Below are 16,887 nucleotides of genomic sequence, written 5' to 3' on the forward strand. Positions count from 1 at the left end.
CACGTACATTTTCTGTTACGCTGCGTTGCTTTATTAGATTTGCTTTGCGCTATCTCTTCATTGAAAACCTAGCAATAATGCAGCTATTGATTCTTTAAGAGAGATAAACATGACTGATGTAAAAAATCCACTTAACCTTCGTGGTATTGAATTCACTGAATATGCGACACCCGATTCAGATTTTATGGAAAACGCTTTTTATGGTTTTGGTTTTTCAAAAACAAAAAAGTTTAAAGGTCGTGATATCGATTACTTTAATCAAAATGATATTCATTTTTTATTAAATAATGAAAAAGCAGGTTTTTCAAAAGAATTTGCTAAAAGCCATGGTCCTGCTATTTGCTCTATGGGCTGGCGTGTAGACAATGCTGATTTTGCTTTTGAAGAAGCGATTAAGCGTGGTGCTAAATCTGCGGCTAATGAAGACAACAAATTACCTTATCCCGCTATTTTTGGTATTGGTGACAGTTTAATTTATTTTATTGAGAAATTTGCAGCGTCAACGACTAATCCGGGTTCTATCTACGAAGATGACTTTGAAGCGATTGACGCTCCGGTTATTAACGAAGATAAAGGTTTTTTACGTGTTGATCATTTAACGAACAATGTTCATCAAGGTACGATGGAGCATTGGGCTAATTTCTATAAAGATATTTTTGGCTTTACCGATGTGCGCTACTTTGATATTAAAGGTGAGAAAACTGCACTAATTTCATACGCGTTAGCATCGCCTTGTGGCACTTTCTGCTTACCAATTAATGAAGGTAAGGGTAAGAAGAATAACCAAATCGATGAGTACTTAGATGAGTATAACGGTCCTGGTGTTCAACACTTAGCCTTTATCAGTGATGACTTAGTTGGCTCTTTAGACAAGTTAGATAAAAATATTATTGATACCCTTGATATCGTCCCTGAGTATTATGATGACGTATTTAAACGCATTCCTTGGGTTAAAGAAGATCATAAACGCATTCAAGATCATCAAATTCTTGTCGATAGCCAAAAAGAAAACTCGTATTTATTACAAATTTTCACTAAAAATATTTTTGGTCCAATCTTTATCGAAATGATTCAGCGTGTTGACGACCAAGGTTTTGGAGAAGGCAATTTTACCGCTTTGTTTAAATCTATTGAGCTTAACCAAATGGAAAAAGGTACCGTTTAATTTTTATAAATGAGCGGTATAATGATTAAAGGTCTGCTTATGCAGGCCTTTTTTGTTGCTATTTTTCGTTTATTTAAGTGGCTTAGTTACTTGATTTTTAACGAATAAACTTAGATGTAATACAAATTAATCCAGATTTTTTTAAGGTTTTCTTAGCTAGGTTGTAAGGGAAGAGTATTGTTCAATAATACGGTTAATCGTTTGTTTCTCATTATCTTTTGCGGCCAGTAACATACGCTTATAATGGCCAATGGTTTTCGCTAAATATTGTTGATGTGATTTAATCGACAAATCCCACATTTTATCACCGGTAGGTGATATTTTATTTAAAGTGTTATCAATGTCGGCAGATGCACCAAACTGTTTTTTGACATGGATAATTTCATAGCAACGTTTGTTTTCAGTAACGATACATTCATCCAGTAAAATAAAATTATGAGCTATTAGGGTTTGTCTTACAGGGTAGTTGTAATGCACGGGGCAAACGATAAACTCTATTTCGCTTGTTGGGGGAACGAGCGAGTTTTGCTGAAAATTAGTGATGATACTTTCAATAAAACTAATGAGTAGCTCTCCACCAACGCCAGCAATAATAACTAACTGTTTATCTTGTATTGCCAACGGTAGCTTTGCGACATCAATACAATGGACCTGCCAAGCTTGGATATAGTCGTCTGCACTAAAGTGCTTTTGTAATAATGATTCAAGATGCGTGGTTAATGAGGGAACAATATCGACAAAATGCACAGTGTCAGCTGTTTGGCGCTTTAATAATGTTAGTCCCAGTAAACCATGATCACAGCAACAATCCCAAATGCTTTGATAGTGAGTACTGACCATATTATCTATTTTTTGCAATCGTTGACTAATGTTTCTCATCTGCATGCTTAAACCAAATTAAACCAAATCAAACCAAATTAAACCAATTTTTTTGCTGGCTTTCATCGAGAAAACTCCAAGCAATAAAACGACTGATTTTTTGTCCTTGCGCCATATCTACAACTTTTATTTGTTTGGCTTTCGACTTATTAAGCGTCTGCTTTAGTTGGCTAATGTGGTCTTTTTTTGACACTAAGCAGGTAAACCATAGCACTTGTTTTTGGATAGATTTACTTTCTTTTATCATCTGATTAATAAAGGCAAGCTCGCCACCTTCGCACCATAATTCCGCATTTTGACCGCCAAAATTTAACGAAACACTGGGGCTGGTTGTTAGGGAAGGTGTTAACGTTTTTTTATTTGCCGCTAAATTTTTGACTTTCCGAGCTGAGCCTTTTGTTGCCTCAGCCAATGAACGATGAAAAGGAGGGTTACACATGGTTAATTCAAAGCGATCATCTTCTTCAATGATGCCATTAAATATTTGTGATGAATTCGGCTGTAAGCGACAAGTAATCGATTTTTTAAACGACTTGTCAGCAGAGATTATTTGCTTGGCAACTTTAATGGACGTCGGATCTATATCGGTGCAAGTAAACTGCCATTGATATTCACGTTGACCTAAAATAGCATAAATGCAACTTGCCCCGGCGCCTATATCAAGCACGGATACTTTGCTTTCCTTTAAGGTTGAAGTTGCAGGGAGTGATATTACTAATAAATCAGCAAGATAATGAATATAGTCGACTCTGCCAGGGATAGGTGGACATAAATACCCCGTAGGTATATCCCATTGATTTACTTGATAGTGATATTTCAATAATGCCTGATTAAGTGCTTTTACCGCCTTTGCATTGGCAAAATCAATAGATAAGTTCTGATATTTATTGGTATGAACAAAGGGTTTTAATGTCGGTAACGACTGGCACAGTGCTAAAAAATCATAACCGTTGTTATGGCGGTTGCTTGGATGAAGGTTTTGTTTTAATGGCACGAATTTTCTCTACAAATAAATATCCCTAACATTTTAACATTTCCTTTATAGCCATGCCACATGATAATAAATGATAAGTTTGTCGTATATAAAGGTTATACGACAAACGTCAATAGCATCATCTTTACTTGAATGGTTTAAAGGTCATAACCTAGGTGCTGGTGTAAACGGATGACTAATTCTTCTTTCGAATTAACATAGCCTAGTTTTTCAGCAGTTGAACGCAGTGCTTGTTCAGCTAAATTAAGGAATTTACCATAGCCTTGACTCGTTTTATGATCTTCTGTTGCTATGATAACAAATTGTATGGAATCAACTAAGCAATCGCCAGCAAAATGTAAGGTGAAGTTATTATTAGGTTCAAATGGGTTGAAGCTTAATTTTTGTAACTCACCTGCAGCTTTATGCTTTTCTTCCAAACGACTTCTGACGATAGGTATTAAACCATTGGCTAAAATAGCACCTTCGAATAAATGTTGCTTATTAGCCGACTCAATAAAAGCATGGCTGATTAAATCATAGAGTGGTTGATAAGGTTGCTCTTTTGATTTATCAATATTAAGTAGTTCTTTGATGCGGCGGTTAATAGGTAAATCAGCCACTACATAAGTAAGTACATCTCTTTTGTCTGGCAAGCTAATATCATCAGCGGCATAGCGATTTTTTAAAGTACGTAATTTATGGGTTTGTGTACCCGTAACGCCTTTATCTTTAGAGAATAAATCATAAGTAAAATGTTGGTGATCACAGACTCTTACTGTTGATTTATTAATGTGGTTAACGTCAATAAACTCATTTAAAGCGAGCACAACATTCTTATGAAACTCTGCTGAGGTTTGGCGAACATCGTCACCATTAGCTAAAAATACCAGTGTAATAACTCGCACGCGCTTTTTGCCATTAATGTAAGTGTTTTGGCTGTAATGGTTGCGCGGACTGTACAAAAAAAGAATTTCTTCATCAGTTTGTACGGTTAATTTTTCTGGGCTATAACGGATACGAGCAAATTTTCCGTTAGCAATAAATTGTCCACTTTCTATGTCTAATTTATTATTCACGTCAAAGAAACTATCAGCTAAATGTTGATATAGACGCTGGTAGGGCTGCTCACTAGTTCGATCAATTAATTGATTGTTAAGACTGATTAACTCGTCAGTCAGTGGGAATTTAACTAACAAGTAGTGATTAGTACGCGCAGATGACGGAATGTATACTTTATGCTGACTATTACGAGAACGTGAGATAGGCATTTTATTTCCTTATTAAATAGAGTCATAAATCTTAAAGGCATTATAACAAGAAGCGTCTGTATTCACATGATCTAAAACAAAAATTTGGAGTATGATCACTTTATTCTCTCGTTTAAAAATTTTCGAGGGTAAATAAATATCAGCAAGTTAGTGAACTAATAGCCATTTTATTATATGACAATACCCCAGTGAAACCTTTAAAAAGTCAATGTACTATTATTAAGCTCATTTTTTTATTAAGTAGCGCATTTTGCAAATGAGCAACCTAATGCGTAGGACTTAGTGGGTAAAACATACGGTGTGGCACATTTATATCCACTAAGAAAAATATATTTTGATAGTCGTAATAATCATGTTCAAAAGAGACAGTTAATTAACTAAGGCGTTTTAAAACAAAAGTCTTAGATAAATAAAGTTATTTTTAATTGCACTGAAGACTATTATTTAATGTCATTGGTACCAACTGAATAAAATGTAAATACCCGCGTTAGTAAACCGATTACATCACTGAAATTTATTAATGAGTTGAAAATTACTCACTTGCCCAGTATGCTACGCGACCCCTTTTAGACTCAGTGGTATAAATAAACAATGATAGGTTTTGATTACGGTACTTCAAATTGTGCTGTCGCAGTAATGGAAAGTGGCCAGCCGAAGATATTATCTTTAGGCGAACATGGTAAGTATATTCCTTCAACACTATACGCACCAAGTCGAGACATTATTTCTCATTGGTTATGTCAACAATTAAGTGAAGAGCAACAGCTCCTGTTCAAACAACAACGGGTTGGTCCATTACAAAGGGGTCAGAATGTATTACGAGAGCTAAAGCTCGATGGCATCCCTAGTGAATTATCGTTTGGCCAAACGGCGCTGAACCTATACCTAGAAGATCCTGAAGAAGGCTATTACATTAAGTCACCAAAATCCTTTTTAGGGGCGAGTGGTTTGGTTGATAGCCAAATTAACTTATTCGAAGATATTGTTGCTGCAATGATGAGCAACATAAAAACATTGGCTGAAGAAAACCAGCAAAAAGAAATAACGCAGACTGTTATTGGCAGACCGATTAACTTTCAAGGCTTAAAAGGTGAAGAAAGTAATCGTCAAGCGCTAACGATATTAACTAATGCAGCTAAACGCGTCGGTTATAAGAGTGTAGAATTTCAATATGAGCCAGTTGCCGCTGGTTTTGAATATGAAGCAAGTTTGCAAGAAGAAACGAAAGTTTTGGTTGTTGATATAGGTGGTGGTACTACTGATTGTTCAATGTTATTGATGGGACCACAATTTAAAAGCAGTACTTCAAGAGAGCAACATTTGCTTGCGCACACCGGTGTTCGTATTGGCGGTAATGATTTCGATATTCAATTAGCGCTCAAGGGAATAATGCCAAGCCTAGGGATGAATGATACGTTAAAAACGGGTAAACCTATGCCTGTTAATAGTTTTAATCAAGCTGTGGCCATTAATAATATTAGCGAGCAAACTAATTTTTACAGTCAAGCCAATTATCGTTATTTGCAAACGCTGCAACGCGATGCTAAACACCCTGAGGTATTCTCACGTTTGTTAAAGGTTCACCAGCAAAAATTAAGTCACCTTATTGTTAATGGTGCAGAGCAAGCAAAAATAGGCTTAACCGAACAAGACTCTCAGCCAATATACCTAGATGAATTAGCTGATAATTTAAAAGTAGAAGTTAATCGTGCCTTGATGTTGAAAGCAAGCTCTTCACAATTGAAGCAAATTGCTCAATTGATGAATGAATGTGTGGTGCAAGCTAATTGCCAACCTGATGTGATTTTTGTTACTGGAGGCTCAGCAAAGTCACCGGTGTTAAACCAATTTTTACGTGAGCAAATGCCAAATACGCCGGTGATTGCTGGCGATCACTTTGGCAGTGTAACCGTCGGCTTAGCGCGCTGGGCTGAAAAAGTATTTCAATAGCATGACTATTTCACTGCAATTATCTTGTAATAGTAGTGTCAACAATGTTAAAAACAATACTGTGGAGTTGTGACTGGTTTTACATTTAAAAAGGAATTGATATGTGTATTAAAACATTAAGTTTTATTTGTTTTATTTATAGTTTTTTCACCTTCAGTGGCTTAGCTAATAATTATCAACCGATAGTTGTTGGCGTTAATGAAAGCATTGCCGGTAAATCACTTGATCAATATGCGAATACTTGGTGGCAATGGACCCAAACAATGAGTGATAGAAGCTCTCCGGTGCGTGATAGTACTGGAGAGTTTTGCGGTGTTAATCAAAAAGGGAATGTTTGGTTTTTAGCCGGTGGTTATGGCACCTCGAAAATAAAGCGGCATTGCATTATTCCTTATGGTAAACATATCTTCTTTCCTATTATTAATATGGCGTATTGGCCAGAACAAAATGTCAGTAAAACCTGTGATGAAGTAAAACAAGAAGCGGCATTAAACAATGGAGAGTTATATTTTGTTTATGCTGAACTTGATGGCCAATCTATTCCCAATATCCGTAATAATCGAATAAAATCAAAAGAGTGTTTTGATTTACACGCATTACTTGCGAAAACACAAGCAACAGAAAAAGTTTATCCTTCTGCTACTGATGGCTATTGGTTAATGTTGCGCCCCTTAGCTAAAGGTGTTCATACGTTAAAGTTTAATGCCCAGTACCATCATGATAATTCGGTACATGGACATATGATGCAGGATATTGAATATAAGATTGAAGTCATTTAAATGCGTTAAGCCTTTGAAGCGTTATGTTGATTGAATTGAATTGAATTGAAATAGACATTGAACATATTTAAGCAGCATTTTACAATGGTTTATGTTTACTTTCATATTGCTTAATTATGTCCTCTGATACCTTAGGCGCAAGCCTCAATTACAAAGCCAAAGAAAAGGGTTATCGTGACCGTGCCCTCAAATTATTTCCTTGGGTCTGTGGCCGCTGTGCTCGTGAGTTTGTTTATTCAAACCTTATGGAGTTAACTGTGCATCATGTTGATCACGACCATACTAATAATCCAAATGATGGAAGTAATTGGGAACTGTTATGTATTTACTGTCACGATAACGAGCACGCTAAATATACAGATCACGCTAAATATAAAACAGAAGTTATTGCCGGTGATACTAATCAAGATACGGCAACCTATAATCCATTTGCTGACTTGAAATCAATGCTTAAGAAATAATTTATCTATATTTCAACGTGGTTACAATTTTTTTCATTTTTTTACAAAATTACCATTGTGTTTTACCGAGATAACCCTGAGTATATTAAGTGAAGACAATTTTCTCTTAGTAAAAGGTAACATTATGAAAATAAATATTTCCGGTCACCATGTTGAAATTACTGAAGGTATCCAGCAGTCAATTGAGGACAAGTTTAAAAAAGTTGCTAAGCATTACCCAAGTCTCACTTCTATTAGCGCAATTATTACCGTCGAGCCTCATCAACAAAAATTAGAAGTTTCTACTCACTATGAAGGTAATGAGATCTCCGTAACGGCATCAGGAAAAGAGTTGTACGCTGCTATTGCAAGTGCTGCTAAAAAGATGGAAGCAGCCCTCGCTCACCGCAAAGGTGTCTTAGCTGCAAAATTACATAAAAAATATGAAGTTGAGCAATCAGATGCATTTTTACCTGTGGAATAAATGTAATCTAATTAGTTTATTATCTTAACAAAGGTTGCTATGAGCAGCCTTTTTTATGTTCAGGAAAATGTTCATAACAGCTTTAGGCATCCTAGTCTTTGCTGCAATAGTGCTTGTTGCACGTTATTTTAGCTGCCGACAAATCTAGACCTTCCATTGTGGATGGTAAATAACGATGATGTCTATAACTGGCAGCGTAAACAGGGAGAAACCATTGGCCGGATCAAGTTTATTAACCTTACTCGATGATATTGCAACAGTACTTGATGATGTCGCTATCTTATCAAAAGTCGCAGCAAAGAAAACAGCTGGCGTATTAGGGGATGATTTAGCACTGAATGCTGAGCAGGTCTCATGAGTTAAAGCTGAACGTGAATTACCGGTAGTTTGGGCTGTTGCTAAAGGGTCGCTGTTAAACAAACTTATCATTGTGCCTACCGCTTTAGTTATTAGTGCTTTTGTGCCGCCCTTAATTACTCTCTTGCCTGTTATTGGCGGGCTGTTTTTATGCTTTGAAGGTTTTGAAAAGGTCTTCCATAAATTCTTCCAACATAATGATAATTCATCTCAAGATCAAAAAGGGGCACATCAAAAAAAGTTGTTAGCTTTAGCCGATGAAAACGTAGATTTAGTCGCCTTTGAAGAGAAAAAATTAAAGGTGCCATGCGCACTGATTTTATATTATCAGCAGAAATTGTTGTTATTGCTTTAGGCACAGTTCAAGAGGCTGCCTTTGAAGTTCAAGTTTCGGTCGTTTCTGGACTTGCCCTAGCAATAACCTTTGGTGTTTATGGGCTTGTTGCCGCTATCGTTAAACTTGACGACTTAGGCTTATACTTATTAATAAAGTCTGTTTCGGGGCGCTTTAATGCCATTCAACGAGCTTTAGGGCGCGGTTTACTTATTTTTGCCCCGGCATTAATGAAAACGCTGACAGTGGTTGGTACTATTGCAATGTTCTTGTAGGTGGTGGTATTTTGGTCCATAGTTTTTCATGGTTGCATAAGCAGGTACATCATATGGTTGAATTTCTGGCGAACACTTTTGGGGCGATCGCTGAAATTATAGTACCGATATTAACCGAAGGTATCATAGGTATTATTGCCGGAGGCTTAGTGTTATTAGTCGTAACATTAGTAAAGTCACTTAAAAAAGCCCATTAATATGTTTTCTGTGGTTAGTTTAATGTAGCTGATGTTTAAAAACATTCAGCTACATGCTTGATTACTGATTACTGATTACTGATTACTGATTAAACCTTTCATATGTTCAACGACACTTCGTCCTAAAGCACTTAAAGCATAGCCTCCTTCAAGCATTGATATTATTCGACCTTCGCTGTACTTATCAGCAATGGTCTTAAGTTCATCCGTTACCCAACGGTAATCACACTCAGTCAGGCTAATTTGCGACATTTCATCTTCGATATGAGCGTCAAAACCAGCAGAAATGAAAATAATTTGTGGTTTAAATTTCTCTAAAGCTGGCAACCAATGCTTACATATTGCTGCTCTAAACTCAGGGCCTTTGCAAGTGGCAGGTAAGGGGGTGTTGATAATAGGTGGCGTATCACTTTCTTGCATTTCAAAAGGATAAAAAGGGTACTGGTAGCTTGAACAAAATAAGTAACCTTGTTCTTTGCCATTAGCGGTGGCTCTTTTAATAATATCTTCGGTGCCATTACCATGATGTACGTCAAAATCTACGATCGCGACACGTTCTAGTTTATATTTTTTCTTTGCGTAAGCGGCTGCGATAGCAATATTATTAAAAAAACAAAACCCCATACCTTTATCATATTCAGCATGATGCCCAGGAGGGCGCGTAGCACAAAAAGCGGCAGTTAAGGTTTTATCCATCACTAAATCAACGGCATTAATGGCTGCACCAGCCGATAATAAGGCAGCTGGTAAGGTATCAGCATTCATGCTGGTATCATCATCAAGGCGAAAAATGGCATCTTGATCGCTTGTTTTTGGAGCATTATCAAAAATATATTGGATATACTTGTCATCGTGAGCAAGTGAAATGAGATCTCGGTCGATAGGTGTAGCATCATATTGGCGGATAACATATTCAAGACCACTGCGGATCAACTGATCTTGAATCGCCCCCAGTCTTTTTGGGCTTTCTGGATGATAATCCCCCATACTGTGCCCATTACATTTATGATGACCAATTACACCTACTGTCATGATTGTTCCTCTATTTCTGCTATTGTTGATGCTGTTAATTGTAATTCTAAATTGAGTTCGTCCATCTCTTCAGAATATTTTCGAAGAAACCCTGCTTTTTCAAAAACCTTTAACATTGGCGCATTATCTCGTCTTACACAGGCAATGAGCTTGTCTAGCTTACGTAAGGTAGCAATTTTTATTATTTCATCTAATAAGGTTTTTGCCATTCCTTTACCACGTTTATGCTCGCTGATAACGAAAGCTACTTCACCACAATTATGACTTTCGATGAAGTAGTAGCGACCAACGGCATGGATAACATCAGCTAAATTAGTGCGCTGAGTAAAGCACAAGGCTAAATCTTTATGTTGGTCGACACTGACTAACTTACAAGCGTTTTCACGGGTCATTTGTGTGGCATGATGGTTATAACGCATGATCAAGGTTTCTTTGGTATGCGAATAGAAAAACTCCTGTAAACGACGTTCGTCAGCGGGAGCTAAGGGGCGTAAATAATAATTAATGTCTTCAAAGGTAAATTTTTTGAGTTCTATTTCGCCTAATTCAGGTACTGAGGTTGGCGAGCTCTCTTGATATTCTGGCACCCAATAGTTTTTCCTGACATCTTTTAAAAGTTGCTCGCGAAATTTTGGATGAGCAATACGAATAAGTTCTAATGCTCGTTCACGGATACTTTTCCCTAATAATGAAGCAATACCATATTCAGTAACAACATAAGAGACATGACCGCGAGAAGTGACCACACCACCACCTTCGGTAATATGGGCAACAATACGAGAGGTTTTTCCATCTTTAGTTGTCGAGGGCAGCGCAATAATGGGTTTACCACCTTTACTCAATGACGCGCCACGTACAAAATCGACTTGACCACCAATACCACTATAAAATTGATAACCAATAGAATCTGAAACGACCTGACCAGTCAAATCTACTTCTATAGCGCTATTAATAGAAACCATATTATCATTTTTAGCAATATTTACTGGAGAGTTAACATGCTCTGAAGGATAGAATTCAACATGGGGGTTACCATCAACAAAATCGTAGAGTCGCTGCGTTCCCATACAAAAAGTTAACACAGCTTTTCCTTTGTGGAAGGTCTTTTTACGGTTGTTAATAACACCCGAACGTATTAAGTCGATTACGCCATCAGAGATCATCTCACTATGAATGCCTAAATCTTTATGGTTCGCTAAATAGCGTAAGACCGCTTCAGGAATTTTTCCTATACCTATTTGCAGGGTTGAGCCATCTTCAATGAGCATAGAAACATATTGACCTACTTGCTCTGCCACTCGGTCAATACTCGGTTGTGCTAAAACAGGAAGAGTTTGATCTGCCTCTAACCAAGCATGAATTTGATTAACATGAACAAAACTATGTCCATTCGTTCGTGGCATTTTTGAATTGATTTGTGCAATAACATATTTTGCTGATTTTACTGCTGACGACACTATGTCTACGCTCACGCCAAGTGAACAATAACCATATTCATCTGGCGGACTAACCATAATTAATGCCGCATCAAGTGGTAAAACATTTTCACGAAATAAACGGGGGATATCAGAAATAAAGCTCGGTGTATAGTCAGCTCTGCCTTCTGCGATGGCTTCGCGAATATTTTTACCACCAATAAATAGCGCATTTACTTTGAATAAATCTTTGTGCTCAGGTGTTGCCCACTTATTATCTGAAAGCGTTAATATATGAACCGTTTCAATGTCATGCAATTTTGCACTGTTGGCAATTAAATCGTCGATTAAGGCGTTTGGTACAGCGGCATTAGAGCCAATGAAAATGCGATTACCTGATTTTAAGAATTGTTCCCATTTTACTGTTTTCTTATCTTGGTCGAATAATGACATAGTAAGTGACTCTCATTAATGATGATAAATAAAGTATGCCGCAACAGCTAAAGGCTTTATTGATTAAAATCAAGGCAATTGAGTATAACGTAACGTTATTGTCTATTGACTTGTACCTTGAGATACACACTTTTGGGTTATAAAAGTAATTAATTTATTTATTATCATTGACTGTAAAAAATAAAACCAATCCAGCTGATGACTAAAAGCAACCAAGGTAAGTAAAGTGCCCTTTTAGATGGTGTCTCTTGGGGGCAAGCTTCAGTGCTTTTTTCTTGATTGATTTTTTCTCTCAGTAATGATTTTTTGGCTTTATCACGCATGCGAGACTTTTTACTCTGCTGTTTCTTATATTCAGCAATACCTTTCTCAATACCTTGGGCAATAAGTTTAGTTTGCTCCTTCGTTTGTTTAGGCTTTTGTATGCTTTTAGCTATTTTTATTGCTTGTTCTTGTACTTCAGGAGAATGTTTATCTAACATTTTATTTATTATCGTCTAATATTAATATCATAAGGATGAATCTATAAGAACCTCACCTGTTGAGCAAGGCTTATCTTAACTTTTAAAAAGTGATAAACCATGCGCATGCCAGTGAAGGTAGTTGTTGAACTTTGAATGAAGATTTTTTAATTGTATGGCTTTATTATTTAAAAAAGAATTACTTGTCTTACTTATCTTTATTAATGTCGATAGTTATGCATCTAATGAAAATAAAGTGAAAACCTTCAAACAGGATCCACCTAGCATTCAGGTTGTATCTGAAATTTATCCACCTTACCAAGTTATCAATGAAAACGGTGATCTTGGTGGGCTTTCTGCTGATAAAGTAAAATTGCTCTTTCATCATTCGTCTATTGATTATCAGGTAAAGATATATCCGTGGGCACGAGCTTATCAATTAGCGTTAACGCAACCCAATATCTTTATATTTTCGCTGTTAAGGACACAAGAGAGGGAGTCTTTATTTCAGTGGGTAGCACCATTATGTTCAATAGAATTTTCATTTTATCGCTCAAAAAAAAGACCTGACATTCAAGTTAATTCATTAGCAGAAGCAAAAAATTATCTTATTGCTGTACAAAAAGGACAAGCTTCAGCTGAGTATTTATTAAGGCTAGGTTTTGAACCCAAAAAAAATCTATCTATTTCTTATAATGCTGATAATCTTATGCAAATGTTAGTCTATGATCGCGTTGAATTGATCGTTCTCTCATCAACATATTTTGCATCGCTCATTGAAAGCAATTCAAAATATGTGGACAAGATAGAACCTATTTTTCCTATCGATTACTTAACACGTAATTTATATTTAGCGAGTAGTCTTAATACTTCTTTAGATTTGATCAATAGACTTAATATATCTTATGATGAGTTAGCACCACAATTTGACCATGACTGTAAAAAATAAACCTTATTATTACTCGATGGGTTGGTTGAATTATACGGATATTGGTTAAAAATGCTAAATGATAATATTTTATTTTACTATTTAGTACCGTGGATATGTAAGGCATTGTAATTTAATACTATTATTAATGGTCTGTTTATTGCTTTAATTTCAATAATATTTTGGCTGTTTAGAGGAATAATAATATGGCCGTTAACATTGCAGACAGGCCTGTCGATAAAGTAAGAGAAGAGGTGGTTGACCAATTAGTGATGAACTATAGTCACGGTGAACTTTCACATGAAGCTTTTGAAAGGCGATTAGATCAAGCAATGGCTTTTGAATCTAATGAAGACCTTGTTTCACTTGTTGCTGATTTAGACTTAAAAGTTGACGAAGAATATATCGAAAAGAAAAAAGAAGACTTTCGCTTTAATTATTCCTCAACGCCAACAGATGACAGTGATTTACTTATTAATATCTTTAGTGGAAGTGGCCGTAGTGGTGAATGGCGAGTCGCTAAAGAAATCAAATCAATAAGTGTCTTTGGTGGTTGTGATATTGACTTTAGTGAGGCTATTTTTACTCAGCGTGAAGTAACAGTGAAAGTTTTTTGTTTGTTTGGCGGAATTGATATATTCGTACCTGAAAATGTTAAAGTTGTTTCGAAAGCTTTTTGTATTTTTGGTGGCATTGACAATAAAGCGCCATCAACTGATTATATTGATGCACCAAAAATATATGTTGAAGGTTTAGTTTTATTTGGTGCACTAGATATCAAGCTGAAACGTACCTTAAAAGAACGTTTCACCGCTTTTGCTAATGGGTTAAAAGATATATTTTATTAGCCTAGATGATGTTATTTCAACGTTAAATTAATGGCTTTATTCCTCAAGGAAAGTAAACTTGATTTTGGTAGAGTAACGTTTAATAAAGGCACTTTCGATAATCGCCCAAAATAATAGATAAATAAAACGCTGACTCATTACGTGTCAGCGTTTTTTATTCGCGAATAAAATAGTTAGTCTGTAAAGGTAATTCTTGGTTTAGCACCCTTAGTAGAGTCTATTTTTGGTGAGCAAAGTAACAGCCTAGAAGAGGCAATGCCGTGTTCTTTTACCATATAATCTTTAAAAGCCTCAAGGCGCTGTCCAGAGATTTCAGCCAATTGTTTTATATCATCTATGTCGGTAATCTTAGTCCCTAACGGTTTATCAATGTCTTCTGGTGTTGCAATAGCACACAAGGTTAATTGTGTATCGAGCTTATCTGTCATCAGGGCTGAAAATTGAGTTAAAAATTGGCTTTGCTGAGCTGTTAATTGCGTTTCTTTTATTGGAAAGTTTAAATCATTAAAACGAACTTTTAATAAGTAATCACCCGCAGACATAGCCACATTAACTACATTGGCGTAAGGCACAAAGGTAGTGATCAAATATTCTTTAGCAGCAGACATCGTTGCTTTCTTTACCAGTAAATTAATAAAACCGCTCATGCCAAAAGAAGGATCATCAGTGCTACCTTTCAACGGAATATCTAGCTCTACGTTGCCATCACCATCTTTTAACATCCCTAAGGCAATGTTAAAAGGTACCGATGTTTGGCTTTTCACTGTGCCTGTTTCATGATCGTTTGCTGCACCTAGTTCCACACCTCTTAAAAATAACTTGGTCTTGCCAGCAATTTTTTTATCATCAATGGTTACATCTAGATCGACATCAAGCTGACCGCTTTTAAGTTCGTAGTTAAGTGCTTGCGCAATATAAGTCGATAATGAAGGCAAACTGACCTCTTTGAAGAAACCATTCAATTTATAATAGTCTTTTTTACTAAAAGGTTTAGCAACGGCAGATAAGTTGAAATTAGCGTATTTATCACTGTTACCGGTTAAGGTGAAATTACTTTCTTGCTGTGGTTTTTGGTTATCAAAAGAGCCAGCGTTAAACGTTGTGATGTTGAATGATCTTTTGTAATACGGACTTGTGCTGCGATCAATAAAAGTAATACCGGCGGTATCACCAAATGAAAAAGAATTGAGTGATAATAAAAATAATTTTTCTTCGCTTCCTGCCTCTCCCTCAATGGTTTTAGGTGAATTAATTGTTTTGGCTATCGGCTCGGCAACGGGTGGTTGATCTTTTGGTGAAGTGGGTAAACCAGTAATATTTTTTTCTTTGTCTAAGTTGGTATCAATAGTTAAACCTAAAAGGTTAATTGTATCGATGAATAGACCCTGCTGCGACACAGTTACATCATTAATACTTAGGTTTTTGAATTGGGCTAAAGGAGGGAAATTATCTGTGGTATTTTCAGCAAATAGACTTTGCTCAATAATCAAATTTTTGATACTAGCTGTTATTAATGACTCTGTTGTAGTCACCGTAATATCATCAAGTTTTATTGTTGATATTTTAGCCAATAATTGTGCGCCTTCACCTTCATAAGCCTTTAAATCATTAATATTTAGTGAAGCGGTACCATTTATTTTAGGTGCTTGTTCATTAACAAGCACCAGAGAAAAGTTTTCTAAAGTTAGTGGGAAAATATTAAGTGCAAGCGTTTTGTTTTTTTTTGTCGCTTTAAAGTCAGTTGCTTTTAACTCAAAAGTTTCAACGTTAATGTCGGTGACAGCAGTCGACAGAGAAATTGACTGCTTGCTATTAAGACTGATAGAACCTTGCATTGTTAGTGGTTCTTGCTCGGGGATATTAGCGGTTAGCAGCGGCTGTAATGGGGCGAGTGCTAATTCAGATAAGGTTATTTCAGAGCTTATTTTACGCTGTTCTGAAGTCAAATCGGCATTTAATTTTAGAAGCAAAGGGGCCTTATTAATTAAAGCATTAAGTACAACCTCTGCTTGTTGTGTTTTTGTCGAGGCAAGTACATTTTTTATAACAAGTGAATTAATGATAAATTCTTGTTGGCTTTGTTCAATACCAACATTAAAAGTAGCATTGGAAAGGCTAAAATAGGGTAATGAAACTTGATAATTATTGGCAACCTCATTATTTGAATCTTTTGCTAAATCTGCTGTTTGTGCTGCAGGTGTTTCGACGGATTTTTTAGTCTCGTTTGAATTATTGGCAATAACAAAGCCACCAATAATGGGTGCCTCACCATTTAAATTAACATCTAGATATAAGCCATCAATAGCAAACTCTGAAACAAATAAAGTGTCAGTTAATAGTTTAAACAAACTCAACGTAACGTTTAAAGATTTTAACGATATAAGGGGCTTGTCGCTATTTTCTACGCTTACTATTTCTAGCTCTCGTATATTTAAATTCGACCAAAAAGGGTTATAACGTATGGTTGTTTTATCCGCTAGGGTGAGCTGGTGCTCATTAAGGTATTTAGTTAGGTAATGTCGACTAACAAATGGCGAAGAGAGCCAGATAATTAGCAAAAGAGCAATAATAAATAAGCTGAAAAACTTAATTGCTTTAGCTAAGGTTTTTATCGAAGAAGACATAAATTTCCTAATTTAGGGAGCA

The 16,887-nt window shown here is 36.1% G+C and carries 14 protein-coding genes and 1 pseudogene; 8 read left to right on the forward strand and 7 right to left on the reverse strand.

All coding sequences use genetic code 11. The features are described from left to right. Positions 1–109: 109 nt before the first annotated feature. Positions 110–1,165 carry a 4-hydroxyphenylpyruvate dioxygenase gene (gene hppD, locus H4J66_RS04700; RefSeq protein WP_182171224.1) on the forward strand — a complete coding sequence of 352 codons (1,056 nt, stop codon included), beginning with the start codon at positions 110–112 and terminating at the stop codon, positions 1,163–1,165. A gap of 156 nt (positions 1,166–1,321) precedes the next feature. Here hppD and H4J66_RS04705 read toward each other — a convergent pair whose 3' ends face one another. The 3 genes from H4J66_RS04705 to H4J66_RS04715 form a co-directional block, all read right to left on the reverse strand. Beyond that, positions 1,322–2,044, reverse strand: coding sequence for a tRNA (adenine(22)-N(1))-methyltransferase TrmK (locus H4J66_RS04705; protein ID WP_182171227.1), 723 nt, complete (start codon positions 2,042–2,044; stop codon positions 1,322–1,324). Between the two features lie 28 nt (positions 2,045–2,072). Then, on the reverse strand, positions 2,073–3,038 hold the full coding sequence (gene rlmF, locus H4J66_RS04710; RefSeq protein WP_182171230.1) for a 23S rRNA (adenine(1618)-N(6))-methyltransferase RlmF: 966 nt from the start codon (positions 3,036–3,038) through the stop codon (positions 2,073–2,075). Between the two features lie 137 nt (positions 3,039–3,175). Further along, positions 3,176–4,288, reverse strand: coding sequence for a DUF3083 family protein (locus H4J66_RS04715; RefSeq protein WP_182171233.1), 1,113 nt, complete (start codon positions 4,286–4,288; stop codon positions 3,176–3,178). Between the two features lie 591 nt (positions 4,289–4,879). Between H4J66_RS04715 and yegD the strand changes: the two genes are divergently transcribed. The 5 genes and pseudogenes from yegD (at position 4,880) to H4J66_RS04740 (ending at position 9,104) form a co-directional block, all read left to right on the forward strand. After that, positions 4,880–6,238 (forward strand): molecular chaperone, encoded by a 1,359-nt coding sequence (yegD, locus tag H4J66_RS04720; RefSeq protein WP_182171236.1) that lies wholly within the window; start codon positions 4,880–4,882, stop codon positions 6,236–6,238. Positions 6,239–6,339: 101 nt separating this feature from the next. After that, a complete protein-coding gene (locus tag H4J66_RS04725) occupies positions 6,340–7,017 on the forward strand; it encodes a hypothetical protein (protein WP_182171239.1) in 678 nt (225 codons plus the stop codon). Positions 7,018–7,133: 116 nt separating this feature from the next. Beyond that, entirely contained in the window at positions 7,134–7,478 is a 345-nt protein-coding gene (locus tag H4J66_RS04730; RefSeq protein ID WP_070376120.1) for a YajD family HNH nuclease, read from the forward strand. Positions 7,479–7,602: 124 nt separating this feature from the next. Beyond that, entirely contained in the window at positions 7,603–7,941 is a 339-nt protein-coding gene (gene hpf / locus H4J66_RS04735; RefSeq protein WP_070377205.1) for a ribosome hibernation-promoting factor, HPF/YfiA family, read from the forward strand. A 214-nt stretch (positions 7,942–8,155) separates the two neighbouring features. Continuing rightward, positions 8,156–9,104: pseudogene (locus H4J66_RS04740) on the forward strand (DUF808 domain-containing protein). A 75-nt stretch (positions 9,105–9,179) separates the two neighbouring features. Here the strand turns inward: H4J66_RS04740 and H4J66_RS04745 are convergent. From H4J66_RS04745 to H4J66_RS04755, 3 genes are all read right to left on the reverse strand, one after another. Continuing rightward, positions 9,180–10,136, reverse strand: a complete 957-nt coding sequence (locus H4J66_RS04745) for a histone deacetylase family protein (protein WP_182171242.1) — start codon at positions 10,134–10,136, stop codon at positions 9,180–9,182. Continuing rightward, positions 10,133–12,004 (reverse strand): GNAT family N-acetyltransferase, encoded by a 1,872-nt coding sequence (locus H4J66_RS04750; RefSeq protein ID WP_070376122.1) that lies wholly within the window; start codon positions 12,002–12,004, stop codon positions 10,133–10,135. The genes H4J66_RS04745 and H4J66_RS04750 overlap by 4 nt, the downstream gene beginning before the upstream one ends. Positions 12,005–12,168: 164 nt before the next feature. Continuing rightward, on the reverse strand, positions 12,169–12,486 hold the full coding sequence (locus tag H4J66_RS04755; protein ID WP_182171245.1) for a DUF2956 domain-containing protein: 318 nt from the start codon (positions 12,484–12,486) through the stop codon (positions 12,169–12,171). A 154-nt stretch (positions 12,487–12,640) separates the two neighbouring features. On the opposite strand from H4J66_RS04755, the gene H4J66_RS04760 reads away from it, so the two are divergent. Further along, entirely contained in the window at positions 12,641–13,414 is a 774-nt protein-coding gene (locus H4J66_RS04760; protein ID WP_182171248.1) for an ABC transporter substrate-binding protein, read from the forward strand. A gap of 185 nt (positions 13,415–13,599) precedes the next feature. Next, the gene (locus H4J66_RS04765) at positions 13,600–14,241 is read left to right on the forward strand and encodes a LiaF domain-containing protein (protein ID WP_182171250.1); all 642 of its coding nucleotides are present in this window, start codon (positions 13,600–13,602) and stop codon (positions 14,239–14,241) included. Between the two features lie 173 nt (positions 14,242–14,414). Here the strand turns inward: H4J66_RS04765 and H4J66_RS04770 are convergent, their stop codons facing one another. Beyond that, entirely contained in the window at positions 14,415–16,865 is a 2,451-nt protein-coding gene (locus H4J66_RS04770; RefSeq protein ID WP_182171253.1) for a DUF748 domain-containing protein, read from the reverse strand. Positions 16,866–16,887 lie beyond the last annotated feature (22 nt).

It is taken from the genome of Colwellia sp. MB3u-55 (assembly GCF_014076785.1).
In the GTDB taxonomy this organism is placed as follows: domain Bacteria; phylum Pseudomonadota; class Gammaproteobacteria; order Enterobacterales; family Alteromonadaceae; genus Colwellia_A.